Origin of the sequence: Halomonas sp. ND22Bw, from assembly GCF_003011945.1 — a bacterium.
Classification (GTDB): Bacteria; Pseudomonadota; Gammaproteobacteria; order Pseudomonadales; family Halomonadaceae; genus Halomonas; species Halomonas halophila.
Genome location: NZ_PXWD01000003.1, coordinates 63,893 through 84,222, shown reverse-complemented (window position 1 = coordinate 84,222; position 20,330 = coordinate 63,893). Strand labels below are relative to the sequence as shown.

Annotated in this window: 18 protein-coding genes; 16 read left to right on the top strand and 2 right to left on the bottom strand. The window is 70.0% G+C overall.

Going from position 1 to position 20,330, the window contains the following annotated elements; genetic code table 11:
* Window positions 1–12 precede the first annotated feature (12 nt).
* The 16 genes from CVH10_RS05465 to ahpF all read left to right on the top strand — a co-directional run bounded on the left by CVH10_RS05465 (window position 13) and on the right by ahpF (window position 18,935).
* On the top strand, window positions 13–2,220 hold the full coding sequence (locus CVH10_RS05465) for a methyl-accepting chemotaxis protein (RefSeq protein WP_106488042.1): 2,208 nt from the start codon (window positions 13–15) through the stop codon (window positions 2,218–2,220).
* A gap of 1 nt (window position 2,221) precedes the next feature.
* A complete protein-coding gene (gene cheR, locus CVH10_RS05460; RefSeq protein ID WP_035596948.1) occupies window positions 2,222–3,091 on the top strand; it encodes a protein-glutamate O-methyltransferase CheR in 870 nt (289 codons plus the stop codon).
* 109 nt (window positions 3,092–3,200) lie between these two features.
* Window positions 3,201–4,262: a chemotaxis response regulator protein-glutamate methylesterase gene (locus CVH10_RS05455; protein ID WP_035596951.1), complete on the top strand. Its 1,062-nt coding sequence runs from the start codon at window positions 3,201–3,203 to the stop codon at window positions 4,260–4,262.
* A 34-nt stretch (window positions 4,263–4,296) separates the two neighbouring features.
* Complete coding sequence (locus CVH10_RS05450) at window positions 4,297–6,009, top strand: methyl-accepting chemotaxis protein (RefSeq protein WP_106488041.1); 1,713 nt, start codon at window positions 4,297–4,299, stop codon at window positions 6,007–6,009.
* 69 nt (window positions 6,010–6,078) lie between these two features.
* Window positions 6,079–6,468, top strand: a complete 390-nt coding sequence (gene cheY, locus CVH10_RS05445) for a chemotaxis response regulator CheY (protein ID WP_035596957.1) — start codon at window positions 6,079–6,081, stop codon at window positions 6,466–6,468.
* A gap of 42 nt (window positions 6,469–6,510) precedes the next feature.
* A complete protein-coding gene (gene cheZ, locus CVH10_RS05440) occupies window positions 6,511–7,203 on the top strand; it encodes a protein phosphatase CheZ (protein ID WP_106488040.1) in 693 nt (230 codons plus the stop codon).
* 273 nt (window positions 7,204–7,476) lie between these two features.
* Window positions 7,477–8,643, top strand: coding sequence for a flagellar biosynthesis protein FlhB (gene flhB, locus CVH10_RS05435; protein ID WP_106488039.1), 1,167 nt, complete (start codon window positions 7,477–7,479; stop codon window positions 8,641–8,643).
* The gene (gene flhA, locus CVH10_RS05430) at window positions 8,640–10,721 is read left to right on the top strand and encodes a flagellar biosynthesis protein FlhA (RefSeq protein ID WP_106488038.1); all 2,082 of its coding nucleotides are present in this window, start codon (window positions 8,640–8,642) and stop codon (window positions 10,719–10,721) included. Before flhB ends, flhA begins: the two co-directional genes overlap by 4 nt.
* 5 nt (window positions 10,722–10,726) lie before the next feature.
* Window positions 10,727–12,958, top strand: a complete 2,232-nt coding sequence (gene flhF / locus CVH10_RS05425) for a flagellar biosynthesis protein FlhF (protein ID WP_106488037.1) — start codon at window positions 10,727–10,729, stop codon at window positions 12,956–12,958.
* Window positions 12,958–13,509 (top strand): hypothetical protein, encoded by a 552-nt coding sequence (locus CVH10_RS25590; RefSeq protein WP_181244356.1) that lies wholly within the window; start codon window positions 12,958–12,960, stop codon window positions 13,507–13,509. The genes flhF and CVH10_RS25590 overlap by 1 nt, the downstream gene beginning before the upstream one ends.
* Window positions 13,506–13,904, top strand: a complete 399-nt coding sequence (locus CVH10_RS25585; protein WP_181244355.1) for a flagellar protein FlhE — start codon at window positions 13,506–13,508, stop codon at window positions 13,902–13,904. Before CVH10_RS25590 ends, CVH10_RS25585 begins: the two co-directional genes overlap by 4 nt.
* A 39-nt stretch (window positions 13,905–13,943) precedes the next feature.
* Window positions 13,944–14,648 (top strand): RNA polymerase sigma factor FliA, encoded by a 705-nt coding sequence (locus CVH10_RS05415; RefSeq protein ID WP_035599885.1) that lies wholly within the window; start codon window positions 13,944–13,946, stop codon window positions 14,646–14,648.
* Between the two features lie 322 nt (window positions 14,649–14,970).
* Window positions 14,971–15,789, top strand: a complete 819-nt coding sequence (locus tag CVH10_RS05410) for a motility protein A (protein ID WP_106488035.1) — start codon at window positions 14,971–14,973, stop codon at window positions 15,787–15,789.
* Window positions 15,782–16,450 carry an OmpA family protein gene (locus CVH10_RS05405; RefSeq protein ID WP_106488034.1) on the top strand — a complete coding sequence of 223 codons (669 nt, stop codon included), beginning with the start codon at window positions 15,782–15,784 and terminating at the stop codon, window positions 16,448–16,450. The genes CVH10_RS05410 and CVH10_RS05405 overlap by 8 nt, the downstream gene beginning before the upstream one ends.
* A gap of 126 nt (window positions 16,451–16,576) precedes the next feature.
* The gene (gene ahpC, locus CVH10_RS05400; RefSeq protein WP_035599890.1) at window positions 16,577–17,140 is read left to right on the top strand and encodes an alkyl hydroperoxide reductase subunit C; all 564 of its coding nucleotides are present in this window, start codon (window positions 16,577–16,579) and stop codon (window positions 17,138–17,140) included.
* Between the two features lie 241 nt (window positions 17,141–17,381).
* Window positions 17,382–18,935, top strand: a complete 1,554-nt coding sequence (gene ahpF, locus CVH10_RS05395; RefSeq protein ID WP_106488033.1) for an alkyl hydroperoxide reductase subunit F — start codon at window positions 17,382–17,384, stop codon at window positions 18,933–18,935.
* Window positions 18,936–19,017: 82 nt separating this feature from the next.
* Here ahpF and CVH10_RS05390 read toward each other — a convergent pair whose 3' ends face one another.
* Together CVH10_RS05390 and CVH10_RS05385 are read right to left on the bottom strand one after the other, a co-directional pair.
* Window positions 19,018–19,581, bottom strand: coding sequence for a hypothetical protein (locus CVH10_RS05390; RefSeq protein WP_369335735.1), 564 nt, complete (start codon window positions 19,579–19,581; stop codon window positions 19,018–19,020).
* A gap of 58 nt (window positions 19,582–19,639) precedes the next feature.
* On the bottom strand, window positions 19,640–20,116 hold the full coding sequence (locus tag CVH10_RS05385) for an Rrf2 family transcriptional regulator (RefSeq protein WP_035599895.1): 477 nt from the start codon (window positions 20,114–20,116) through the stop codon (window positions 19,640–19,642).
* Between the last annotated feature and the right edge of the window lie 214 nt (window positions 20,117–20,330).

Sequence of the window (20,330 nt, the reverse complement as noted above, 5' to 3'; positions counted from 1 at the left end):
GGAATTGATGACATGAGAAACAATCAGCCGATCACGCAGCGGGAGGTCGTGCTCGACGACGACCACTTCCTGATCTCGCGCACCGATCTCAAGGGGCGCATCACCTATGCCAACCCGGCCTTCATCGAGGTCAGCGGCTTCTCCAAGGACGAGCTGATCGGGGCGCCGCACAACCTGGTGCGCCACCCGGACATGCCGCCGGCGGCCTTCCAGGACCTGTGGGATACTCTGGCCGCCGGAAAGACCTGGCACGGTCTGGTCAAGAACCGCTGCAAGAACGGCGACTATTACTGGGTCGACGCCAGCGTGTCACCGATCCTCGAGGACGGCGAGGTGGTCGGCCATGCCTCCATGCGCACCAAGGCCGATCCGGCCGACATCGAGCTGGCCGAGACCGTCTATGCGCGGATGCGCGAGGGCCACAAGACCGGCTATCGCCTCGACAAGGGATGGCTGGAGCGACGCGGCCTGCGCGGCGCGCTGGGCCGGCTGAACCTGAGCAGCATGCGCGCCAAGATGGTGGCCATGGTGGCGGTGGCCGGCGGGCTGCTGGCTGTGACCGGGGGCATGGGGCTGTTCGGCATCGACGATGCCGGCCAGCGCCTGCAGACCCTCAACCGCGACGGCCTGCAGGACGTGGCGCGGCTGCAGCAGATCGACCAGGTGATCACCCAGAGCCATCAGAACCTGACCCGTCGCGAGCCCTTCGAACTGATCAACCAACGTGAGGAGGTGATCGCCGGGCTCGAAGAGGCCGAGACGCGTCTCGCGTCGCTGTGGGAGGGGTATCGGGGCGACGGTCGCAACGCCTCCGCGGTGGCCGATGGCTTCGGCGAGGAACTCGATCACTATCGCCAGGCGGGGCTTTCGCATGCGGTATCGCTGCTCAATTCCGACGACAACTTCCAGGTCTTCTCCAACCTGCCGCCTCATGCCAAGGAAATGCGCGACTGGGGCGAGGGGCTGTCGAGTGACGTCAACGAACTGATCGCCGAGGAGCAGCAGGCGGCCACGGCGCTGGCCGACGAGGCGAAGGCGAGCGAGCAGCGCATGACCCTGGTGCTGGCGATGCTGCTGGGCATCGGCCTGCTGGCACTGGGCCTGCTGGGCTGGCTGCAGCTGCGTGCCCTGATCCGGCCGCTGCGCGGCGCGCAGCAGTTCACCCTGCAGATTGCCTCCGGCAACCTCGGCGCCACCCCGCCCCATCGCCGCCGCGATGAGGTCGGGCGCATGCTCGGCGCGCTGGAGCTGATGCGCAAGAGCCTGGGCAGCATCGTCGGTGACGTCAGCAACGGGGTCGAACGGGTGGCCCCGGCCGCCCGGGACATCGCCTCCGGCAACGAGGAACTGGCTTCGCGCACCGAGCAGCAGGCCGCCTCGCTGCAGCAGACCGCCTCCAGCATGGAGGAAATGACCACCACGGTGCAGCACAACTCCGACAACGCCCAGCAGGCCAGCGGCCTGGCCTCGGACAATGCCACCCAGACCGCCGAGACCGGCGAGCTGATGCAGCAGCTGGTGGGCACCATGGGCGAGATCACCGAAGGCTCGAAGAAGATGACGGAAATCATCGACGTCATCGATTCGATCGCCTTCCAGACCAATATCCTGGCCCTCAACGCCTCGGTGGAGGCGGCCCGGGCCGGCGAGCAGGGCCGCGGCTTCGCGGTGGTGGCCGGCGAGGTGCGCCAGCTGGCCAGCCGCTCGGCGTCCGCGGCCCAGGAGATCAAGGCCCTGATCGACGGCTCGGCCCGGCAGATCGAGGGCGGCGCCCAGCTGGTCAAGCGCGCCGAGAGCTCGCTTTCCGAGGTGCTCGAGGCCTCGACCCGGGTCAACGACATCATGGGCGAGATCACCGCGGCCTCCACCGAGCAGAGCAACGGCATCGGCCAGATCAATCAGGCGGTGATGGAGATGGATCGGGTGACCCAGCAGAACGCCGAGCGCGTGCAGGCCTCCGCCCAGGCGGCCACCGAGCTCGATCAGCAGGCCGCCGAGCTGGCCCAGGCCGTGGCCGCCTTCCGCCTGCGCGGCGCGGGCCTGGAACGTGCGCCGTCGCTGAGCGAGCGGCGCGGTGCCGCCGAGCGCCAGCCGCTGCCGGCCGCCTCCGCAAAGGCCCACACCGCGTCCAGTGCCTCGGCCGAGGCATCCCGCGGGGCGATGACCTCGCAGACCCGCACGTCCCAGGCAGCGGACCTCGAGGAATGGGAGGAATTCTAACGTGACACAGGAGCTGCCCTCGTCGGGGCCGGGAAGCTGGGCGGGCGGCGGTCAGTTCGAGCGTGACCTCGAACTGACCGATGCGGACTTCACCCGCATCCGTCAGCTCATCTACCAGCGGGCCGGCATCGTGCTGGCCGAGCACAAGCGGGAGATGGTCTACAGCCGCTTGGCCAAGCGGCTGCGGCATCATGGCCTGACGCGCTTCGCCGACTATCTGGCACGCCTCGAGCGCCAGCCCGATGCCCGCGAGTGGGAGGCCTTCACCAATGCCCTGACCACCAACCTCACCGCCTTCTTCCGCGAGGCGCACCACTTCCCGCTGCTGGCGAGTCACGTGCGCGAACGCCGCGAGCCGGTGCGGGTGTGGAGCGCGGCGGCATCCACCGGCGAGGAGCCCTATTCCATCGCCATGACGCTGGCCGAGGCGCTGGGCTCGCGAGCCGGCAGCGCCGAGGTAGTGGCCACGGACATCGATACCGAGGCGCTGGAGAAGGCACGCGCCGGGGTCTACGCCCTGGAGCAGATCCACAAGCTCGACGAGGCGCGGATCAAGCGTTTCTTCCAGCGCGGCCGCGGCGCCCACGAGGGCCTGGCCCGGGTGCGTCAGGAACTCAAGGACATGGTCGACTACCAGTCGCTCAACCTGCTGGCGCCCTCCTGGTCGATCCAGGGGCCGTTCGACGCGATCTTCTGCCGCAACGTGATGATCTACTTCGACAAGCCGACCCAGGCGCGGATCCTCGAACGCTTCGCCCCGCTGCTCAAGCCCGACGGTCTGCTGTTCGCCGGGCACTCCGAGAACTTTTCCTACACCACCGAGGCCTTCCGGCTGCGGGGACAGACCGTCTACGTGCGCAAGGCGCGTTAAACAACGGGCGCGTTAAAGAACCGGGAGCGCCGGCCGATAGTGACCCCATCGGCCGGCGACGGGGGTGGCATGCCGTCCGCCGCCCGCCCGCATGGAGAGGAGACATCCCTTGAGCGCACCCAAGATCAAGGTGCTGTGCGTCGACGATTCGGCGCTGATACGCGACCTGCTGACCGAGATCATCAATCAGCAGCCCGACATGGAAGTGGTGGCCGTGGCGCCGGACCCGCTGGTGGCCCGCGACCTGATCAAGCGCCACGACCCGGACGTCATCACCCTGGACGTCGAGATGCCGCGCATGGACGGCCTCGACTTCCTGGAGCGGCTGATGCGACTGCGGCCGATGCCGGTGCTGATGGTCTCGTCGCTGACCCAGGCCGGTTCCGAGGTGACCCTGCGCGCCCTGGAACTCGGCGCCCTGGACTTCGTGGCCAAGCCGTCGCTGGGCATTCGCCACGGCATGCAGGCCTATGCCGACGAGATCGCCGAGAAGCTGCGCGCGGCGGCACGCTCGCGGCCGCAGCGCGCCCGTCGCCGTGACGCTCCGGCGCCGAAGACCCTCGAGGCGCCGCTGGTGTCGAGCGAGAAGCTGATCATCATCGGCGCCTCCACCGGCGGCACCGAGGCCATCCGCAGCGTGCTGGAGCCGTTGCCGGCGGGCAGCCCGGCGATCCTGATCACCCAGCACATGCCCGGGGGCTTCACTCGCTCCTTCGCCGAGCGCCTCGACCGGCTGTGCCAGATCACGGTCAAGGAAGCCGAGGACGGCGAGCGCATCCTGCCCGGGCACGCCTACATCGCGCCGGGGGACACTCACCTCAAGCTGGCGCGCAGCGGCGCCAACTATGTCGCGCGGCTGGACAGCGGCCCGCCGGTCAACCGTCACCGGCCCTCGGTGGACGTGCTGTTCCACTCCGCCGCCACCCAGGCCGGCCGCAACGCCATCGGCGTGTTGTTGACCGGCATGGGCAAGGACGGCGCCGCCGGGCTGCTGGAGATGCGCCAGGCCGGGGCCCAGACCCTGGCCCAGGACGAGGCCAGCTGCGTGGTGTTCGGCATGCCCCGCGAGGCCATCGCCCTGGGGGGCGCGGCCGAGGTCGTCGCCCTTGACGCGGTGGCGCCGCGGCTGCTCAAGCTGGTCGCCGCCTCCGGTCGTGCCCAGCGGGTGTAAGAAGGACTGTCATTTCGGCTCAGGAGTCGCCTCGATGCTCAACCTATTGCGCAATTTCAAGATCAGCCGGGTCGTCAACGGCGTGCTGGTCTGCTTCCTGCTGTTTCTGGTGGTGGTGGCGGGCCTGGGCTGGACGGCCAGCCGCACGGCCAGCGAGACCCTCGGGACCCTGGACCGGATCAACGTCGAACAGCTCAACGAGATCAACCGCGCCGACGCGCTGCTGACCGGCGCCCTGGTCGACCTTCAGACCGCTTCCGGCCACTTCCTGATGGGTCGCACCAGCCAGGCCGATACCGCCCTGGCCTCGGCCCAGGACAAGATCGAGCGCGCCGAGGCGCGCTACGAGAACTACGCCGGCGTGTCGCGCACGCCCCAGGGCGAGGCGCTGGGCGCCCGCGTCGAGGCAGACTTCGGCGCCATGCTGGCGCTGGTGCGCGAGGGCTACGAGGCCCTGGACCAGGTGGATACCCAGGGTTTCTCCCAGCTGCGTCAGCGCATGACGGAGCCCAGCGAGGCCCTCGAGGCATCGCTGACCGAGTTCGTGCGCTACGCCGGGGAGCGCGGCGACACCCTGATGGCCGACTACGGCGCCATGGAGAGCCGCTTCGGCGTGATCGGCCTGGCCATCCTGGCGCTGGCGGCGCTGATCATGGGGGGCATCTACCTGACCCTGCGCCGGTTGCTGGTGCTGCCGCTGCGTCAGGCGGTGCGCGATCTCGAAGGCATCGCCGAGGCCGACCTGTCCCGCGAGATCCGGGTGCAGGGGCGCAACGAGATCGGCCAGCTGTTCGCCGCCATGCGCGACATGCAGGACAACCTGGGGCGCATCGTCGGCGACGTGCGCCAGGGCAGCGGCGCCATTCACGGCCGCGCCCGGGAGATCTCCCGAGGCAACGCCGATCTGTCCTCGCGCACCGAACAGCAGGCCGCCTCGCTGGAGGAGACCGCCTCCAGCATGGAAGAGCTCACCGCCACGGTGCGCCAGAATGCCGACAACTCCCGCCAGGCCAGCGGCCTGGCCCAGGAGGCCACCAGCACCGCCGAGCGCGGTGGCGAGGTGGTCCAGCAGGTGGTGCAGACCATGCACGGCATCGCCGGCAGCTCGCAGAAGGTCGCCGACATCACCGGGGTGATCGACTCGATCGCCTTCCAGACCAACATCCTGGCGCTCAATGCCTCGGTGGAAGCGGCGCGGGCCGGCGAGCAGGGCCGCGGCTTCGCGGTGGTGGCCGGCGAGGTGCGTCAGCTGGCCAGCCGCTCGGCCGAGGCGGCCAAGGAGATCAAGGCATTGATCGACGGCTCCGTGACCCAGGTGCAGGAGGGCTCGGCGCTGGTCGAGCAGGCCGGCTCGACCATGCAGGAGGTGGTCGCCTCGGTGCGCCGGGTGACCGACATCATGGACGAGATCTCGGCGGCGTCGCAGGAGCAGAGCGACGGCATCGAGCAGGTCGGTCAGGCGGTGGGCCAGATGGACCAGGTCACCCAGCAGAACGCTGGCCTGGTGCAGGAGGCGGCCTCCGCCGCGTCCGAGCTGGAGGCTCAGGCCACGCGCCTGGAGCAGGCCGTGTCGGTGTTCCGGCTGAGCGGTGGTGAATCCGACGCCCTGCCGGCGGCCGGTCCGGCCGCGCCGCACCGTCAGGCCCCGGCGCCGCGCGCCGAGGCCGCGCCTCAATCCCGGCCCGAGCCGTCCCGCCCCGCCCCGCGGGCGGCGACCACGGCCGAGGACGACTGGGAAGAATTCTGAACATGGCCGGTGGCGTGCCGCCGGCCCCGCAACGCAATTGCCCCGACTAGCAAAAGAAGAGGAATCCCGATGGCGGACAAGAACATGAGCATCCTGGTGGTGGATGACTTCCCGACCATGCGGCGTATCGTGCGCAGCCTGCTCAAGGAACTGGGCTTCACCAACGTCGAGGAGGCCGAGGACGGTCAGGAGGCGCTCAACAAGCTCAAGGCCGGCGGCTTCGAGTTCGTGGTGTCCGACTGGAACATGCCCAACCTGGACGGCCTGGAGATGCTCAAGCAGATCCGTGCCGATGATGATCTCAAGGAGCTGCCGGTGCTGATGGTCACCGCCGAGGCCAAGAAGGAGAACATCATCGCCGCCGCCCAGGCCGGCGCCAACGGCTACGTGGTCAAGCCCTTCACCTCGGCGACCCTCGAGGAGAAGCTCAACAAGATCTTCGAGAAGCTGGGCATGTGATACCCGGCCGGGCCCTCGCGGGTCCGGCATGCAGGAGAGGCGATGATGAGCACCGAGACACAGCCTGGCGACCACCAGGCGAACGGAGACGAACTGGTCCAGCGCATCGGCCACCTGACGCGCATGCTGCGCGACAGCATGCGCGAGCTGGGGCTGGACAAGGAGATCGAGCGGGCGGCGGACGCGATTCCCGATGCCCGCGACCGCCTGAGCTACGTGGCGACCATGACCGAGCAGGCGGCGGAGCGTGCTCTCAACGCCATCGATCGTGCCCAGCCGCTGCAGGACCGCCTCAGCGAGGGGGCCGAGGCGCTGGACGCGCGCTGGGCCGAGTGGTTCGCCGAGCCCAAGGAGCTCGACGACGCCCGCGAGCTGGTCAAGGACACCCGTGGCTACCTGGCCGAGGTGCCCCAGACGACCCAGGCGACCCACAAGGAGCTGCTCGAGATCATGATGGCCCAGGACTTCCAGGACCTGACCGGCCAGGTGATCAAGAAGATGATGGACGTCATCCGCGAGATCGAGCATCAACTGGTGCAGGTGCTGATCGACAGCGTGCCCCAGGGCGAGGCCCGCGACAGCATGCAGCGTCGCGCCGACGGCCAGCGCGAGAGCGAGGCCAGGAAGCGCGACGAGGACAGTCTGCTCAACGGCCCGCAGATGAAGCCCGAGGCCGAGGACGTGGTGGCCGACCAGGATCAGGTGGATGACCTGCTCGACCAGCTGGGCTTCTGAGTCATCGCCGAACACCGTCTGCGCTCGGCCAGCCGGGGTCAGACCCCGGCGTGTCGATGTGACCGGAGACGTGCCCGATGACGGGCCGGGTGGCGTGGCCGGGGTCTGACCCCTGAGCCATGCCTACCGCCGTCCTTTCTTCCCGCTTTCCCCTTCCGGCAAGCGGCCGAGGCGCGTGGATAAGCCCACGAAAATCGGCCCTTTTCGCCTGACCGTTCCTACCTTCCTCCCCGGATAATGGCCAGGGTGCGCACGAGTGCCCGGTGACTGGCCATGGCCGACGACAGCAGCGACGACGAGAAGACAGAAGAGCCCACGGCTCGACGCCTGGAGAAGGCGCGCGAGGACGGGCAGGTGGCCCGTTCCCGGGAGCTGGCCACCTTCATGCTGCTGCTCGGCGGCGTGATCGGCCTCGGAGCCATGGGCGCGAGCCTCTTCGAGCTGGTCGGTGGCGTCATGGAGCAGGCCTTCCTGTTCGAGCGTCGGCAGGCCATGGAAACCATTCCGATGCTGGTCCAGGCGCTGGCACTGGGGCAGCGCACCCTGATCGGCATGCTGCCGCTGTTCCTGTTGCTGGCGGTGATCGCGCTGGTGGCGCCGGCGCTGCTGGGCGGCTGGGTGATCTCCGCCAAGTCGCTCAAGCCCCAGGCCAGCAAGCTCAATCCGTTCAAGGGGCTCAAGCGCATGCTGGGCGTCCAGGCGCTGGTGGAGCTCGCCAAGGCCATCGCCAAGTCGGTGCTGGTGGGCGGCGTGGGCGTGGCCTACCTCTACCTGCACCGCGGCGAGTTCATGGCGTTGATGGGCATGCCCGTCCAGCGGGCCCTGGCCGACGCCATGTGGATGGCCGCCGAGGCCTGCGGCCTGATGGTGCTGACCCTGCTGGTGGTGATCCTGATCGACGTGCCCTACCAGCTGTGGAACCACACCAAGCAGCTGCGCATGTCGAAGGACGAGATCAAGCGCGAGCACAAGGAGTCCGAGGGCGACCCCCAGGTCAAGGGCCGCATCCGCCAGCAGCAGCAGGCCATGGCGCGCGGGCGGATGATGAGCCAGGTGCCGGAGGCCGACGTGGTGATCACCAACCCCACGCACTACGCCGTGGCGCTCAAGTACGAGCAGGCCGGCATGAGCGCACCGCGGGTGGTGGCCAAGGGCACCGACGCCGTGGCGGCCCGCATCCGCGAGGTGGCCGAGGAGGCCGGGGTGCCACGCCTGGAGGCGCCGCCGCTGGCTCGCTCGCTCTATCACCATGTGGATCTGGAGGCCGAGATCCCCGCCGACCTCTATACCGCGGTGGCGGAGGTGCTGGCCTGGGCCTTCGGCCTGAAACGCGTTGCCGAAGAGGGCGGCGAGGCCCCGCCGATCCCCGAGAACCTGCCGATTCCGGACGCCGTGGCGGCGCCGGGAGCGGGCCCTGACACCGACGAGGCACGAGCATGAAGGCCCTGAGCCAATACCTGCCGCGACGCAACCTGATGGCCGACGTGCCGATGAAGCTGCTGGCCGGCCCGCTGCTGATCATCATGATCCTGTCGATGATGATCCTGCCGCTGCCGCCCTTCGCGCTGGACCTGCTGTTCACCTTCAACATCGCCATGGCGGTGATGGTGCTGCTGGTCAGCATGTTCACCCAGAAGCCGCTGGACTTCGCCGCCTTCCCCGCGGTGCTGCTGTTCACCACCCTGCTGCGGCTGTCGCTCAACGTGGCCTCGACCCGCGTGGTGCTGATGAACGGCCACGAGGGCGGCGATGCCGCCGGCAAGGTGATCGAGGCCTTCGGCCAGTTCCTGGTCGGCGGCAACTTCGCCGTCGGCCTGGTGGTGTTCGCCATCCTGGTGATCATCAACTTCATGGTCATCACCAAGGGCGCGGGACGCATCGCCGAAGTGGGCGCTCGCTTCATGCTCGACGCCATGCCCGGCAAGCAGATGGCCATCGACGCCGATCTCAACGCCGGCCTGATCGGCGAGGAAGAAGCCCGTCAGCGCCGCGCCGACGTGTCCCAGGAGGCCGACTTCTACGGCTCCATGGACGGCGCCAGCAAGTTCGTGCGCGGCGACGCCATGGCCGGCCTGGTGATCATGGTGGTCAACATCATCGGCGGCCTGCTGATCGGCCTGCTGCAGTACGACATGGCCTTCTCCGACGCCGCCCGCACCTACGTGCTGCTGACCATCGGCGACGGCCTGGTGGCGCAGATCCCGGCGCTGGTGATCTCCACCGCCGCCGGCGTGACCGTGTCCCGGGTGACCACCGACCAGGACGTCGGCCAGCAGATGATCAGCCAGCTGTTCGTCAATCCCAGGGTGCTGTTCCTGGCCGCCGGCGTGATGGGGCTGCTGGGCCTGGTGCCGGGCATGCCCAACCTGGTGTTCCTGCTGTTCACCGCGCTGCTCGGCGGCCTGGCCTGGTGGATGCTGCGCCAGCAGGAGCGCCAGCTGGTCGAGGAGCAGACCCAGGTCGCCCCGCCGCCGGCGCCGGAGGCGCCCGAGGCCAGCTGGGAGGACGTGCAGCTGGTCGACACCCTGGGCCTCGAGGTCGGCCACCGGCTGATTCCCATGGTCGACGCCCAGCAACAGGGCGAGCTGCTCGGCCGCATCAAGAGCGTGCGCAAGAAGTTCGCCCAGGAGGTCGGCTTCCTGCCGCCGGTGGTGCACATCCGCGACAACCTGGAGCTCTCGCCCAACGCCTACTCGCTGAGTCTCAAGGGCGCCGAGATCGGCCGCGCCGAAGCCTATCCGGGCCGCTGGCTGGCCATCGACCCGGGCCAGGTCTCCGGCGAGCTGGCCGGCACACCGACCCGGGACCCGGCCTTCGGCCTGCCGGCGGTGTGGATCGACACCGAGCAGCGCGAGCATGCCCAGGTCTACGGCTACACCGTGGTCGACGCCAGCACCGTGGTGGCCACGCACCTCAATCACCTGTTGCACCGCCATGCCGCCGAGATGCTCGGCCGCCAGGAGGTGCAGAAGCTGCTCGACAAGCTCGGCGAGGATCAGAAGTCGCTGGTCGAGGAAGTGGTGCCCAAGGCGATCTCGCTCACCGTGCTGCAGCGGATCCTCCAGCACCTGCTCGACGAGGACGTCTCGATCCGCGACATGCGCACCATCCTCGACGCCCTGGCCGAGCACGCGCCCCAGCAGCAGGATCCGGGTGAACTCACCGCCGTGGTCCGCGTGGCGCTGGGGCGCGCCATCACCCAGCAGTGGTTCGCCGGCCACGAGACCCTCAACGTCCTGGGGCTGGACGGCCAGCTCGAGCAGGTGCTGCACCAGGCCATGAACGGCAGCGGTGCCCTGGAGCCGGGCCTGGCCCAGACGTTGATGGACCAGGCCGAGCAGGCCCTGAGCCGCCACGAGGCCAGCGGCGAGCCGCCGGTGCTGGTGGTGCAGCACTCGCTGCGCCCGGTGCTGGCGCGCTTCCTGCGCCGCCGCCTGAATCATCTGGTGGTGATGTCCCAGGCCGAGATTCCCGATGACCGGACCCTGAAGGTCACCACCCTGATCGGAGGACAGTGAGCGACATGAGCGTCATGCGATTCGTCGGCGAAACCAGCCGCGAGGCGATGCGCAAGGTGCGCAGCGCGCTGGGCGACGAGGCCCTGATCCTGGCCAACCGACCCACCGAGACGGGCGTCGAGATCCTGGCCATGGCCGACGAGGCGGCCGAGACCATGGTGGCTTCCTCGCTTCCTGAATCCACCGCGCCGTCGCCCGCCGAGCCCGCCTCCCGGCCGCCGAGCGAGCCGGCTCCCACATCCGCGGCGCCCGACAGCGGCGGCCTGGAGGCCATGAGCGAGCGGCTGCTGCGCGAGATGCAGGACATGCGCGCGCTGCTGGCCCGGGGGGCCGCGTCGCCCGCCGCCCCGACGACATCGTCGTCCGCGGGTCGCGAGACGCTGGCCGAGACCCTGCGCGATGCCGGCTTCGGCCGCGTGGTGATCGACGAGCTGCTGCAGGGCCTGCCGGCCGAGCTGGCCGGCGCCGAGGCCGAGCCCGCCGCGGCCCAGGCCTGGCTGAGCCGCCGCCTGGCCGGTCGCCTGCCGGTGGGCATCGACCCCGAGACCTTCCTCGACACGCCCGGCATCCTGGCGCTGGTCGGCCCCACCGGGGTCGGCAAGACCACCACCACCGCCAAGCTGGCCGCACGCTGCGTGCAGCGCCACGGCGCCGAGCATGTCGCCCTGGTCACCACCGACGGCTTCCGCGTCGGCGCCCACGAGCAGCTGCGCATCTACGCCGAGCTGCTCGGGGTGCCGCTGCATGCGCTGTCGCCCGAGCAGTCCATGGACGAGCTGCTGGCCGAGCTCGCCGGCCGGCGCTGGATCATCATCGACACCGTGGGCATGAGCCAGCGCGACCGCCGCATCATCGCCCAGGCCTCCCAGCTGCAGGGCGGCGCCGAGCGGGTGCGCATGCTGCTGGTGCTCAACGCCGCCAGCCAGCCGGGCACGCTGGAGGAGGTGGTCACTCACTATCGTCAGGCCGCGCGGGCCGCGGGCGTGGCCCTCGACGACTGCCTGCTGACCAAGCAGGACGAGGCCGGCCAGCTGGGCCCGGCCCTGGACACCCTGATTCGCCACGGCCTGCGGCTGCGCTATGTCTCCACCGGCCAGCGGGTGCCGGAGGACCTGGCGCCCGCCGAGGCCGCGCCGCTGGTCGAGGCCGCCCTGGCGGCGGCGCGCCCCGGCGATGACCTACCCGCGGCGAGCGTGAAGAGCGCTCGCCCCGACGCCGACGCGCTGCTCGGCCAGGGCCGCCGCCTCGGCGCCCTGCTCGCCACGTTGCGTCGCCGGCTGACCGGCTTCGCCACCCTCGAGGCCGCCTGGGACCTGAGTGCGCTGCCCGCCTGCCTGCAGGAGGATCACCTCTCGCGCCTGCTGGACGCGCCGCCGCAGCGGGCCGGCATGCTGTGGGCGGCGCGCCGCTCGCTGCCCGGCGCCGACTGGGCGATGCCCGACCTGGGCATCGACGACCGCGGCGGCTGGGTGGTGCTGCCCGACCTGCAGCATCGCCAGCCCGCGGGCTGGCCGGCGCGGCTCGATCAGGCCCGGGAGCGGCAAGGCGTGGCCGTGCATCTGCTGCCCGGCCTGCCCGACGCCGACACCTGGCTGTGGCTGGACGAGACCCGCGCCCCCTGGCTGTGCCAGGTGCGCCCCGCCCAGCGCGTCGTCCACGACGGCGAGCGCCGCTCGCTGTCGAGCCTCGAGCCGCTGGCCGAGGCCGCCGAGACCCGGGATGCGCGCTTCCGCGGCCAGACCGTGCGCGTGCGCTTCGCGCGCCTGGCGGTGGAGGCCGGCCCCGGCGGTCGCCGCGGGCCTGTGGCCTCCTGTGCCATGACCGCCTGGTTCGCCAGCCTGGTGGACCCGGAGAGCGGCCGCGTGCTGGCGCGGCGCCAGTGGCTGACCCCACTGCCGGCCGGCGCCGACGTGCTGCCGCTGCTGATCGGCCAACTCCACGGCGAGGCCCTGCCGCGCCAGGCGCGTCGCGCCTGGGAGCGCCTGCCGTCGCTGCTGCCGGCGGAGACCGACCGTGAGCTGCGCCAGCTGCTGGCCGCCGGGCTGGCCGCCGCGGCGGGCCATCTCGACCAGTCCTCCGATGACGAGGCGGAGGAGCTGCGCGGCGATCTGCTGGCGCTGCTGGGCGGCCGTCGCCGTCGCCGCGAGGGCGCCCTGCTGGAGGCGCTGCTGCAGCTGCTGACGGCACGCGATGCCATTCGCCACGTCGGCGCCGCCGGCCTGGAGGGGCTGCGGTGATGGCCGGCGATCAGGCCGCGGGGCTGCGCGCCTGGGCGGCCAGTCTCGAGCGCCCGGCCGCCGAGGCCGGAAGCGACCTTGTGCCCGAGCCGGCGCCCGCCGTGACATCGGTCACGGCGGCATCGCGGCGCGAGGCGGCAGGCGTCGAGACATCGCCGGCCGAGGCCCCGCCGACCACCCTGGTGGTGGTGGGGCTGCCGAGCACCGCGCCGGAACAGGCCGAGCGGGTGACCGCGCTGCTCGACCACTGGGCCGAGCGAGGCCGGCGCTGGGTCGGCGACCCGCGGCGCTGGAAGGTGGTACCCGTGGCCATCTCGAGCCCGCATCTGGCCGTGCTGGCGCAAGAGCAGCCGCGCTGGGCGCTGTGGGTGGGCGCCGACGGCGAGGCCTTTCGCCGCGCGCTGGGCGTGCTCGGCCGGCTGGCGGAAGGCGGCGGGCCGCGGCGCCTGATCGCCGTGCATCCGCCGGGGATGCCGCGCCGCGGGCTGCTCGACAACCTGCGCCAGGCCGCCGGGCAATACTTCGGCATCGACCTGCTGGTGCTGGCATGAGGCGCCGCCTGATGCTCGGGGCGCTCGCCGCCCTAGCCGCCCTCGCCGGTCTCGTCCCGACGGCCCACGCCGCCGGCAGCTGGGTGGCCGAGGCGCCCTCGGTGCGTGCCGCGATCGTCGGTCGGGAGACCGCCAGCGAGGCGCTGACCCCGCCCGCCGGCACCGAGGGTCGCATCCGCGAGGTGCGCTGGCGCTTCCGCACGCCGCCCGGCCAGGGCGGGCACGCGCGGCTCTGCCATCCGGCCGGCTGCGTGACGCTGCCGGGCCCTCGCGGGCGCAGCACGGCCCTGGCGGGACTGCCCGCCGGCGAGCCGCTGAGTTTTCGCTTCTCGCCGCTGCCGGGGCAGGCCCCGCTGGCGGTCGAGGGGCTGCAGGTGATCGTGAACTTTCAGTAAGGCCCAAGGCCCGTGAGAGCAGAGAGGCGAGGCTGAGCCATGTACACAGCACAAGGCAAGATCGAACAGGACGCGCTGCTGGATGATTACCTGCCGCTGGTGCGCCGTCAGGCGCTGGCGCTGCAGGTGCGTCTGCCGGCGAGCATCGAGCTGGACGACCTGATCCAGGCCGGCACCGTGGGCCTGCTGGAGGCGCTGGGGCGTTTCGATTCGACCCAGGGCGCGAGCTTCGCCACCTTCGCCAGCCAGCGCATCCGCGGCGCCATGCTCGACGAGCTGCGCAGCCGCGACTGGCTGCCGCGCAGCGTGCGGCGTAACGCCCGGGCCGCCGACGAGGCCGCCCGCCGGCTCGAGCAGGAGCTGGGGCGCCCGGCCGAGGAGACCGAGATCGCCGCGGCCCTGGACATGGACCTCGAGAGCTATCGACGGCTGCTCAGCGATACCAACAGCGGCCAGCTGCTGCCCTTCGAGGAGCTGATGGCCGAGGGCGGCGAGGGCCGGCTGCTGGAGGACGGCGTCGCCGAGACGCCCTTCGCCCGGCTGATCGACCACCAGCAGCGGACCCAGCTGGTGGAGGCGATCGAGGCGCTGCCGGAGCGCGAGAAGCTGCTGATGGCGCTCTACTACCAGGAAGAGCTCAATCTCAAGGAGATTGGCGCCGTGCTCGGCGTCACCGAGTCCCGGGTCTGTCAGCTGCACAGCCAGGCCGTGGGGCGACTGCGCGGAAAGCTGCGTGACAACTAACCGCATCAAGCCTGGCCGGTCGAGGCCGATAACCATCCATCGGATGGCGACAGGGCTCGGAGGAAATGAGCTTTCCCGGCGCCAGACTGCTGCGAGGGCGCTGTGAACCCTTCCCTGGGCGCTACTTTTGCCCAGCGGCGCTCTCGCATCCTGCTCCGCTTGCAGGCCCGGTGCTGGCCATCCGTGGCCAGCCCGTTCGACGAGGGTCGCCTCACCCATGGCAAAAAACCCTCGCATCGGCCTGTCCCCGGCGCTCATCGGCCCATATCTCGGGTCACGAACGTCATCCACTTAATCGTCGAAACGCGACAGGGAGTCCCCCATGAACCCGTCCACCCTGATCGGGATCCTGGCCAGCATCGTGATGCTGGCGAGCGTCCTGCTGTTCACCGCCGAGTCGCCGCAGAGCTTCGTCAATCTGCCGGGTCTGGCCATCGTGCTGGCCGGTACTCTGGCCGCGACCTTCATCAGCTATCCGCTCAAGGAGGTGGTGCGGGTGGTGCGCCTGGTGGGCATCGTCTTTCGCCGCGAGAACACCTACATCCGTGACGACATCAAGGAGCTGGTGGACATGTCGCGGCTGTGGTTCAAGGGCGACGTGCGGGCCGTGGAGTCGGCCCTGGAGCAGGCCCGCAATCCCTTCCTGCGCACCGGCATCCAGCTGGTCATCGCCAACACCAAGGAGGAGGAGATCTTCGACCTGCTGCGCTGGCGCATCGCCCGGCTCAAGGCCCGCGAGCACGCCGAGGCGCAGATCTTTCGCACCATGGCCACCTATGCCCCGGCCTTCGGCATGATCGGCACCCTGGTGGGACTGGTGAACATGCTCGAGGTGATGGAGGCCGGCGACCTGAACGTCATCGGCCCACGCATGGCGGTAGCGCTGCTCACCACCTTCTACGGCATCCTGCTGGCCAACCTGGTGTTCAAGCCCATCGCGGTGAAGCTCGAGCGGCGCACCGAGGAGCGCCTGATCGCCATGAACATGGTGCTCGAGGGCATCTCGCTGATCACCAAGCGGCGCCTGCCGTCGTTCATCGAGGAGACGCTCAACTCCTTCGTCGCCAACTATCACGACGAGATCCGCGACCCGGCGAAGGGCAGCGTTCCCAGCGGCGAGGAGGCCGGGCAGCGTGCTTGACCGCGATACCCGCCAGGCGCTGGCACCGCCCGGGCAGGGCGGCGAGGAGGGCGAGAGCTGGCTGATGAGCTATCTCGACGTCCTGACCCTGCTGATCACCCTGTTCGTGCTGCTGCTCTCCATGAGCAGCCTGGCCACGGGGGAGGGGGAAAGCGAGGGCAATGAAATCGCCGCGCCGGCCATGCGGGCCGCGCTGGCGGTGGGCGAAGGGCTCCAGCCGCGCCATGCCGGGCTGCAGCCGCGCTTCCAGGGGCTCGGCATGGACGGCGTCAGCGTCGAGCGTACCCACCAGGGGCTGACCCTGCGCATCGAGGACCGGTTGCTGTTCGACAGCGGCCGCGCCCGGGTGACCGAGGGCGGCCGGCAGGTGCTGTCGCACCTCGCCGAGCGGCTGGTCGACCTCGGCGGCGAGATCTCGGTGGAGGGCCACACCGACAGCCTGCCGATCGCCACCTCGCGCTTCCCCTCCAACTGGGAGCTGTCCACCGGGCGCGCCAGCGCCGTGGTGCGCGCGCTGGCCGAGGAAGGCGTGCCGCGGGACAGCCTGCGGGCCATCGGCTACGCCGACACCCGGCCCCTGGCCGCCAACGACGATGCCGCGGGGCGCGCCGCCAATCGCCGTGTCGAGCTGGTGTGGCAGGAGCCCGAGCCCGGCGCCTGAAGGCGCCGGGGCACCGATTAGCTCTTGGCTATCGTCAGCATCACCCTATTCAATTTAACCAATGAGAGGGGGCTGGGTATTCTGTTCGCGTCTTCCCCACACACGCACTCAAACAGGAGCGACGCGATGTCCCTGCTCAACACCGAAGTCAAACCGTTCAACGCCACCGCCTATCACAACGGCGATTTCGTCGAGGTCAGCGAAGAGAGCCTGAAGGGCCAGTGGAGCATCTTCTTCTTCTATCCGGCCGACTTCACCTTCGTCTGCCCGACCGAGCTGGGTGACCTGCAGGACAACTACGAGGCCTTCAAGGCGCTGGGCGTCGAGATCTACGGCGTGTCCACCGACACCCACTTCACCCACAAGGCCTGGCACGACAGCTCCGAGACCATCGGCAAGCTCCAGTACCCGATGCTGGCCGACCCGACCCACGTCGTGTCGCGCAACTTCGAGGTACTGATCGAGGAAGCCGGCATCGCCGATCGTGGCACCTTCGTCGTCGATCCGGACGGCAAGATCCAGATCATCGAGCTGAACGCCGGCAACATCGGCCGTAACGCCGAAGAGCTGCTGCGCAAGGTCAAGGCCGCCCAGTACGTCCGCGCCAACCCCAACGAGGTCTGCCCGGCCAAGTGGGAAGAAGGCGAAGAGACCCTGGCGCCGTCCCTGGACCTGGTCGGCAAGATCTAAACGGACTGCCGATCCGTGCATCCTTTATTGGATCGCTGACCTGCGGGATTCTCCCGCTCCCCGTTACCCCGCCGAGGCGCTGCGCCTCGATCGCCCAACCAGTCGCGCAAGCGAGATCGGGACCACGTCCCGGCGGGGCCCGATTCCGGTTTTTCCTGACACGCTCCCGGGCGCGAGGCTTCGCGACCCGCACGGGGAAGTCGTGTCTGCGAGTCACATATCATCAAGGATTGCCGCCGTTATGTTGGACGACTCTCTGAAGCAACAGCTGAAAGCCTACCTTGGCAAGGTCACGCAACCCTTTGAGCTGGTCGCCACCCTGGATGACGGCGACAAGTCCAAGGAACTGCACGCTCTTCTCGAGCAGATCGCGGGCCTTTCCGACAAGATCACCCTGTCCACCGAGGGCAGCGACCGGCGCGTGCCGTCCTTCGCCCTGCACCGCGACGGCGAGCCCACCGGTGTGGTGTTCGCCGGCATCCCCATGGGCCACGAGTTCACCTCCCTGGTGCTGGCCCTGCTGCAGGTGGGCGGCCATCCGCCCAAGGCCAGCGACGAGGTCATCGAGCAGATCCGCTCCCTCGACGCCGACCTGCACTTCGAGACCTACTTCTCGCTGTCGTGCCAGAACTGCCCGGACGTGGTCCAGGCGCTGAACCTGATGGCGATCCTCAACCCGCGCATCTCCCACGACGCCATCGACGGCGCCCTGTTCCAGGACGAGGTCGAGGCCCGCGAGGTGATGTCGGTGCCGAGCGTGTTCGTCAACGGCGAGACCTTCGACCAGGGCCGCATGAGCCTCGAGAAGATCCTGGCCAAGGTCGACACCGGCGCCGTCGAGCGCGAGGCCGCCAAGCTCAGCGAGAAGCCCGCCTTCGATACGCTGATGATCGGCGGCGGGCCGGCCGGCGCCGCGGCGGCCGTCTATGCGGCGCGCAAGGGCATTCGCACCGGCGTGGCCGCCGAGCGCTTCGGCGGCCAGGTGCTGGACACCCTGTCGATCGAGAACCTGATCTCGGTGCCGCACACCGAGGGCCCCAAGCTGGCCGCGGCGCTGGAGGAGCACGTCAAGGAATACGACGTCGACATCATGAACCTGCAGCGCGCCGTCGAGCTGGTCCCGGGCGAGCCGGGCGGCGAGCACGAGGTGCGCTTCGCCTCCGGCGCCAGCCTCCGGAGCAAGACCCTGGTGCTGGCCACCGGCGCCCGCTGGCGCGAGATGAACGTGCCGGGCGAGGCCGAGTACCGCAACAAGGGCGTGGCCTACTGCCCGCACTGCGACGGCCCGCTGTTCAAGGGCAAGCGCGTGGCGGTGATCGGCGGCGGCAACTCCGGCGTCGAGGCGGCCATCGACCTGGCCGGCATCGTCGGCGAGGTCACGCTGATCGAGTTCATGGACGAACTGCGCGCCGACGAGGTGCTGCAGAAGAAGCTCGCCAGCCTGCCCAACGTCGAAGTGATCAAGGGCGCGCGCACCACCGAGGTCAACGGCGACGGCAACCGCGTCACCGGCCTGACCTACGAGGAGCGCGCCTCCGGGGAGCTGCGCGAGCTGGCCCTCGAGGGCGTCTTCGTGCAGATCGGCCTGGTGCCCAACACCGAGTGGCTGAAGGACTCGCCCATCGAACTCTCCGAGCGCGGCGAGATCGTGGTCGACGAGCGCGGCATGACCTCGGTGCCCGGCATCTTCGCCGCCGGCGACGTCACCACCGTGCCCTACAAGCAGATCGTCATCGCCATGGGCGAGGGCTCCAAGGCCGCCTTGGGCGCCTTCGATCACCTGATCCGCAGCTGATCGCCCCGCGGTTCATGCTCGACGCCCTCGCCGCCTTGCGGCGGGGGCGTCCTGCGTTGGGCGGGAGAAGAACGGCGAGGGCTCAGCCTGCGCGGCAGAGCGTCTCCATGCGGGCCAGCGCGGCGTCGGCGCCGTTCAGGCTGAAGACCAGGAACCAGTGGTCGTCCTCGGCGCGATGGAGGCGCAGGCGCAGCGTCTCGCCGCCGCGCATCTCGTCGAGCACCTCGTCGGTGTCGGGCAGCACCAGGCGCGCATAGAAGCCGCTGTTGCCGCGCTCGGTGATGAATTCGGCCCGGCTCTGGTGGACCCAGCCCTGATCGATCAGCAGGTCTGCCGGCACCCGGTTGACGGTGCCGGTCTCGGCCTGGACTTCGCCGAGTTCGACGCGCAGCTCGAGCCAGGGGTGATCGCAGGCGCCCGGCGTGGCGTTGACGCTGAACACGCTGTCGCTGTAGCTGTGCTGCTCGATGGCGCGCACGTGGCGTTCGTCGCCCAGCCGCAGCTCCAGCGAGTGCCAGTCGCCGTGGGCCCGGGCGTCGTCGACGTTGTAGCTGCCGGCCAGCGCCGGGGCGGCGAGGGTCATGCCCATCAGCGCGCTTAGCGAGAGAGGCATCAGGCAAGAGAGGAAGGGGCGTGAGGAGAACATGCGGGCATCCATGACCGTGGCGTCGGGAGACTAGCACGCGGTGTCGAAGCTGTCGGCCTTACGAGGCCTGTGAGGCGTCCTCGATATTCAGCAGCTGGATCAGCTCGGCGCGCTGCTGGCCCAGCAGGTCGGCGAGGGTGTAGCGGTCGAGCACCGACAGGAAGGCCGCCAGGGCCTCGCCGAGGATCGGCTTCAGCCGGCAGGCGGGGGTGATGGTGCAGGCGTTGTCGTCGCGGAAGCATTCCACCAGGCCGAGGTCGGGCTCGGTGTCGCGCACCAGCCCGCCCAGCGAGATCTCGGCGGGCGCCCGCTTCAGCCGCAGGCCGCCGTGCTTGCCGCGGGTGGCGGTCAGGTAGCCGAGCCGATTGAGCTCCTGCACCACCTTCATCAGATGGTTGCGCGAGATGGCGAAGCGCTCGGCGATCTCGGCGATGGTGGCGCGCGCCTCTGGATGTCCCTGTGAGTGTTCGTTGCCCTTCACGGCCAGGTAGATCAGCACGCGCAGGGAGTAGTCGGTGAAGTGGGTCAGGCGCATTCCGTTCTCCAGGCGCGGCGAGGCATCTTCTCGATTCTACCATGCTCGTGACGGCGAGCCGGGGAGGTCCATCGACGCAGTCGGCAGCCCTGCCGGAACCGACTTGATCGGCATCAACTTCGGGTGGGACGAGGCCAACGGGCGTGGAAAGGGCTGGCATAATGCGCTCAGGCGGCGATGGCCCGGGCCGCCGCCAGCGTATCCGGAGGTCCGA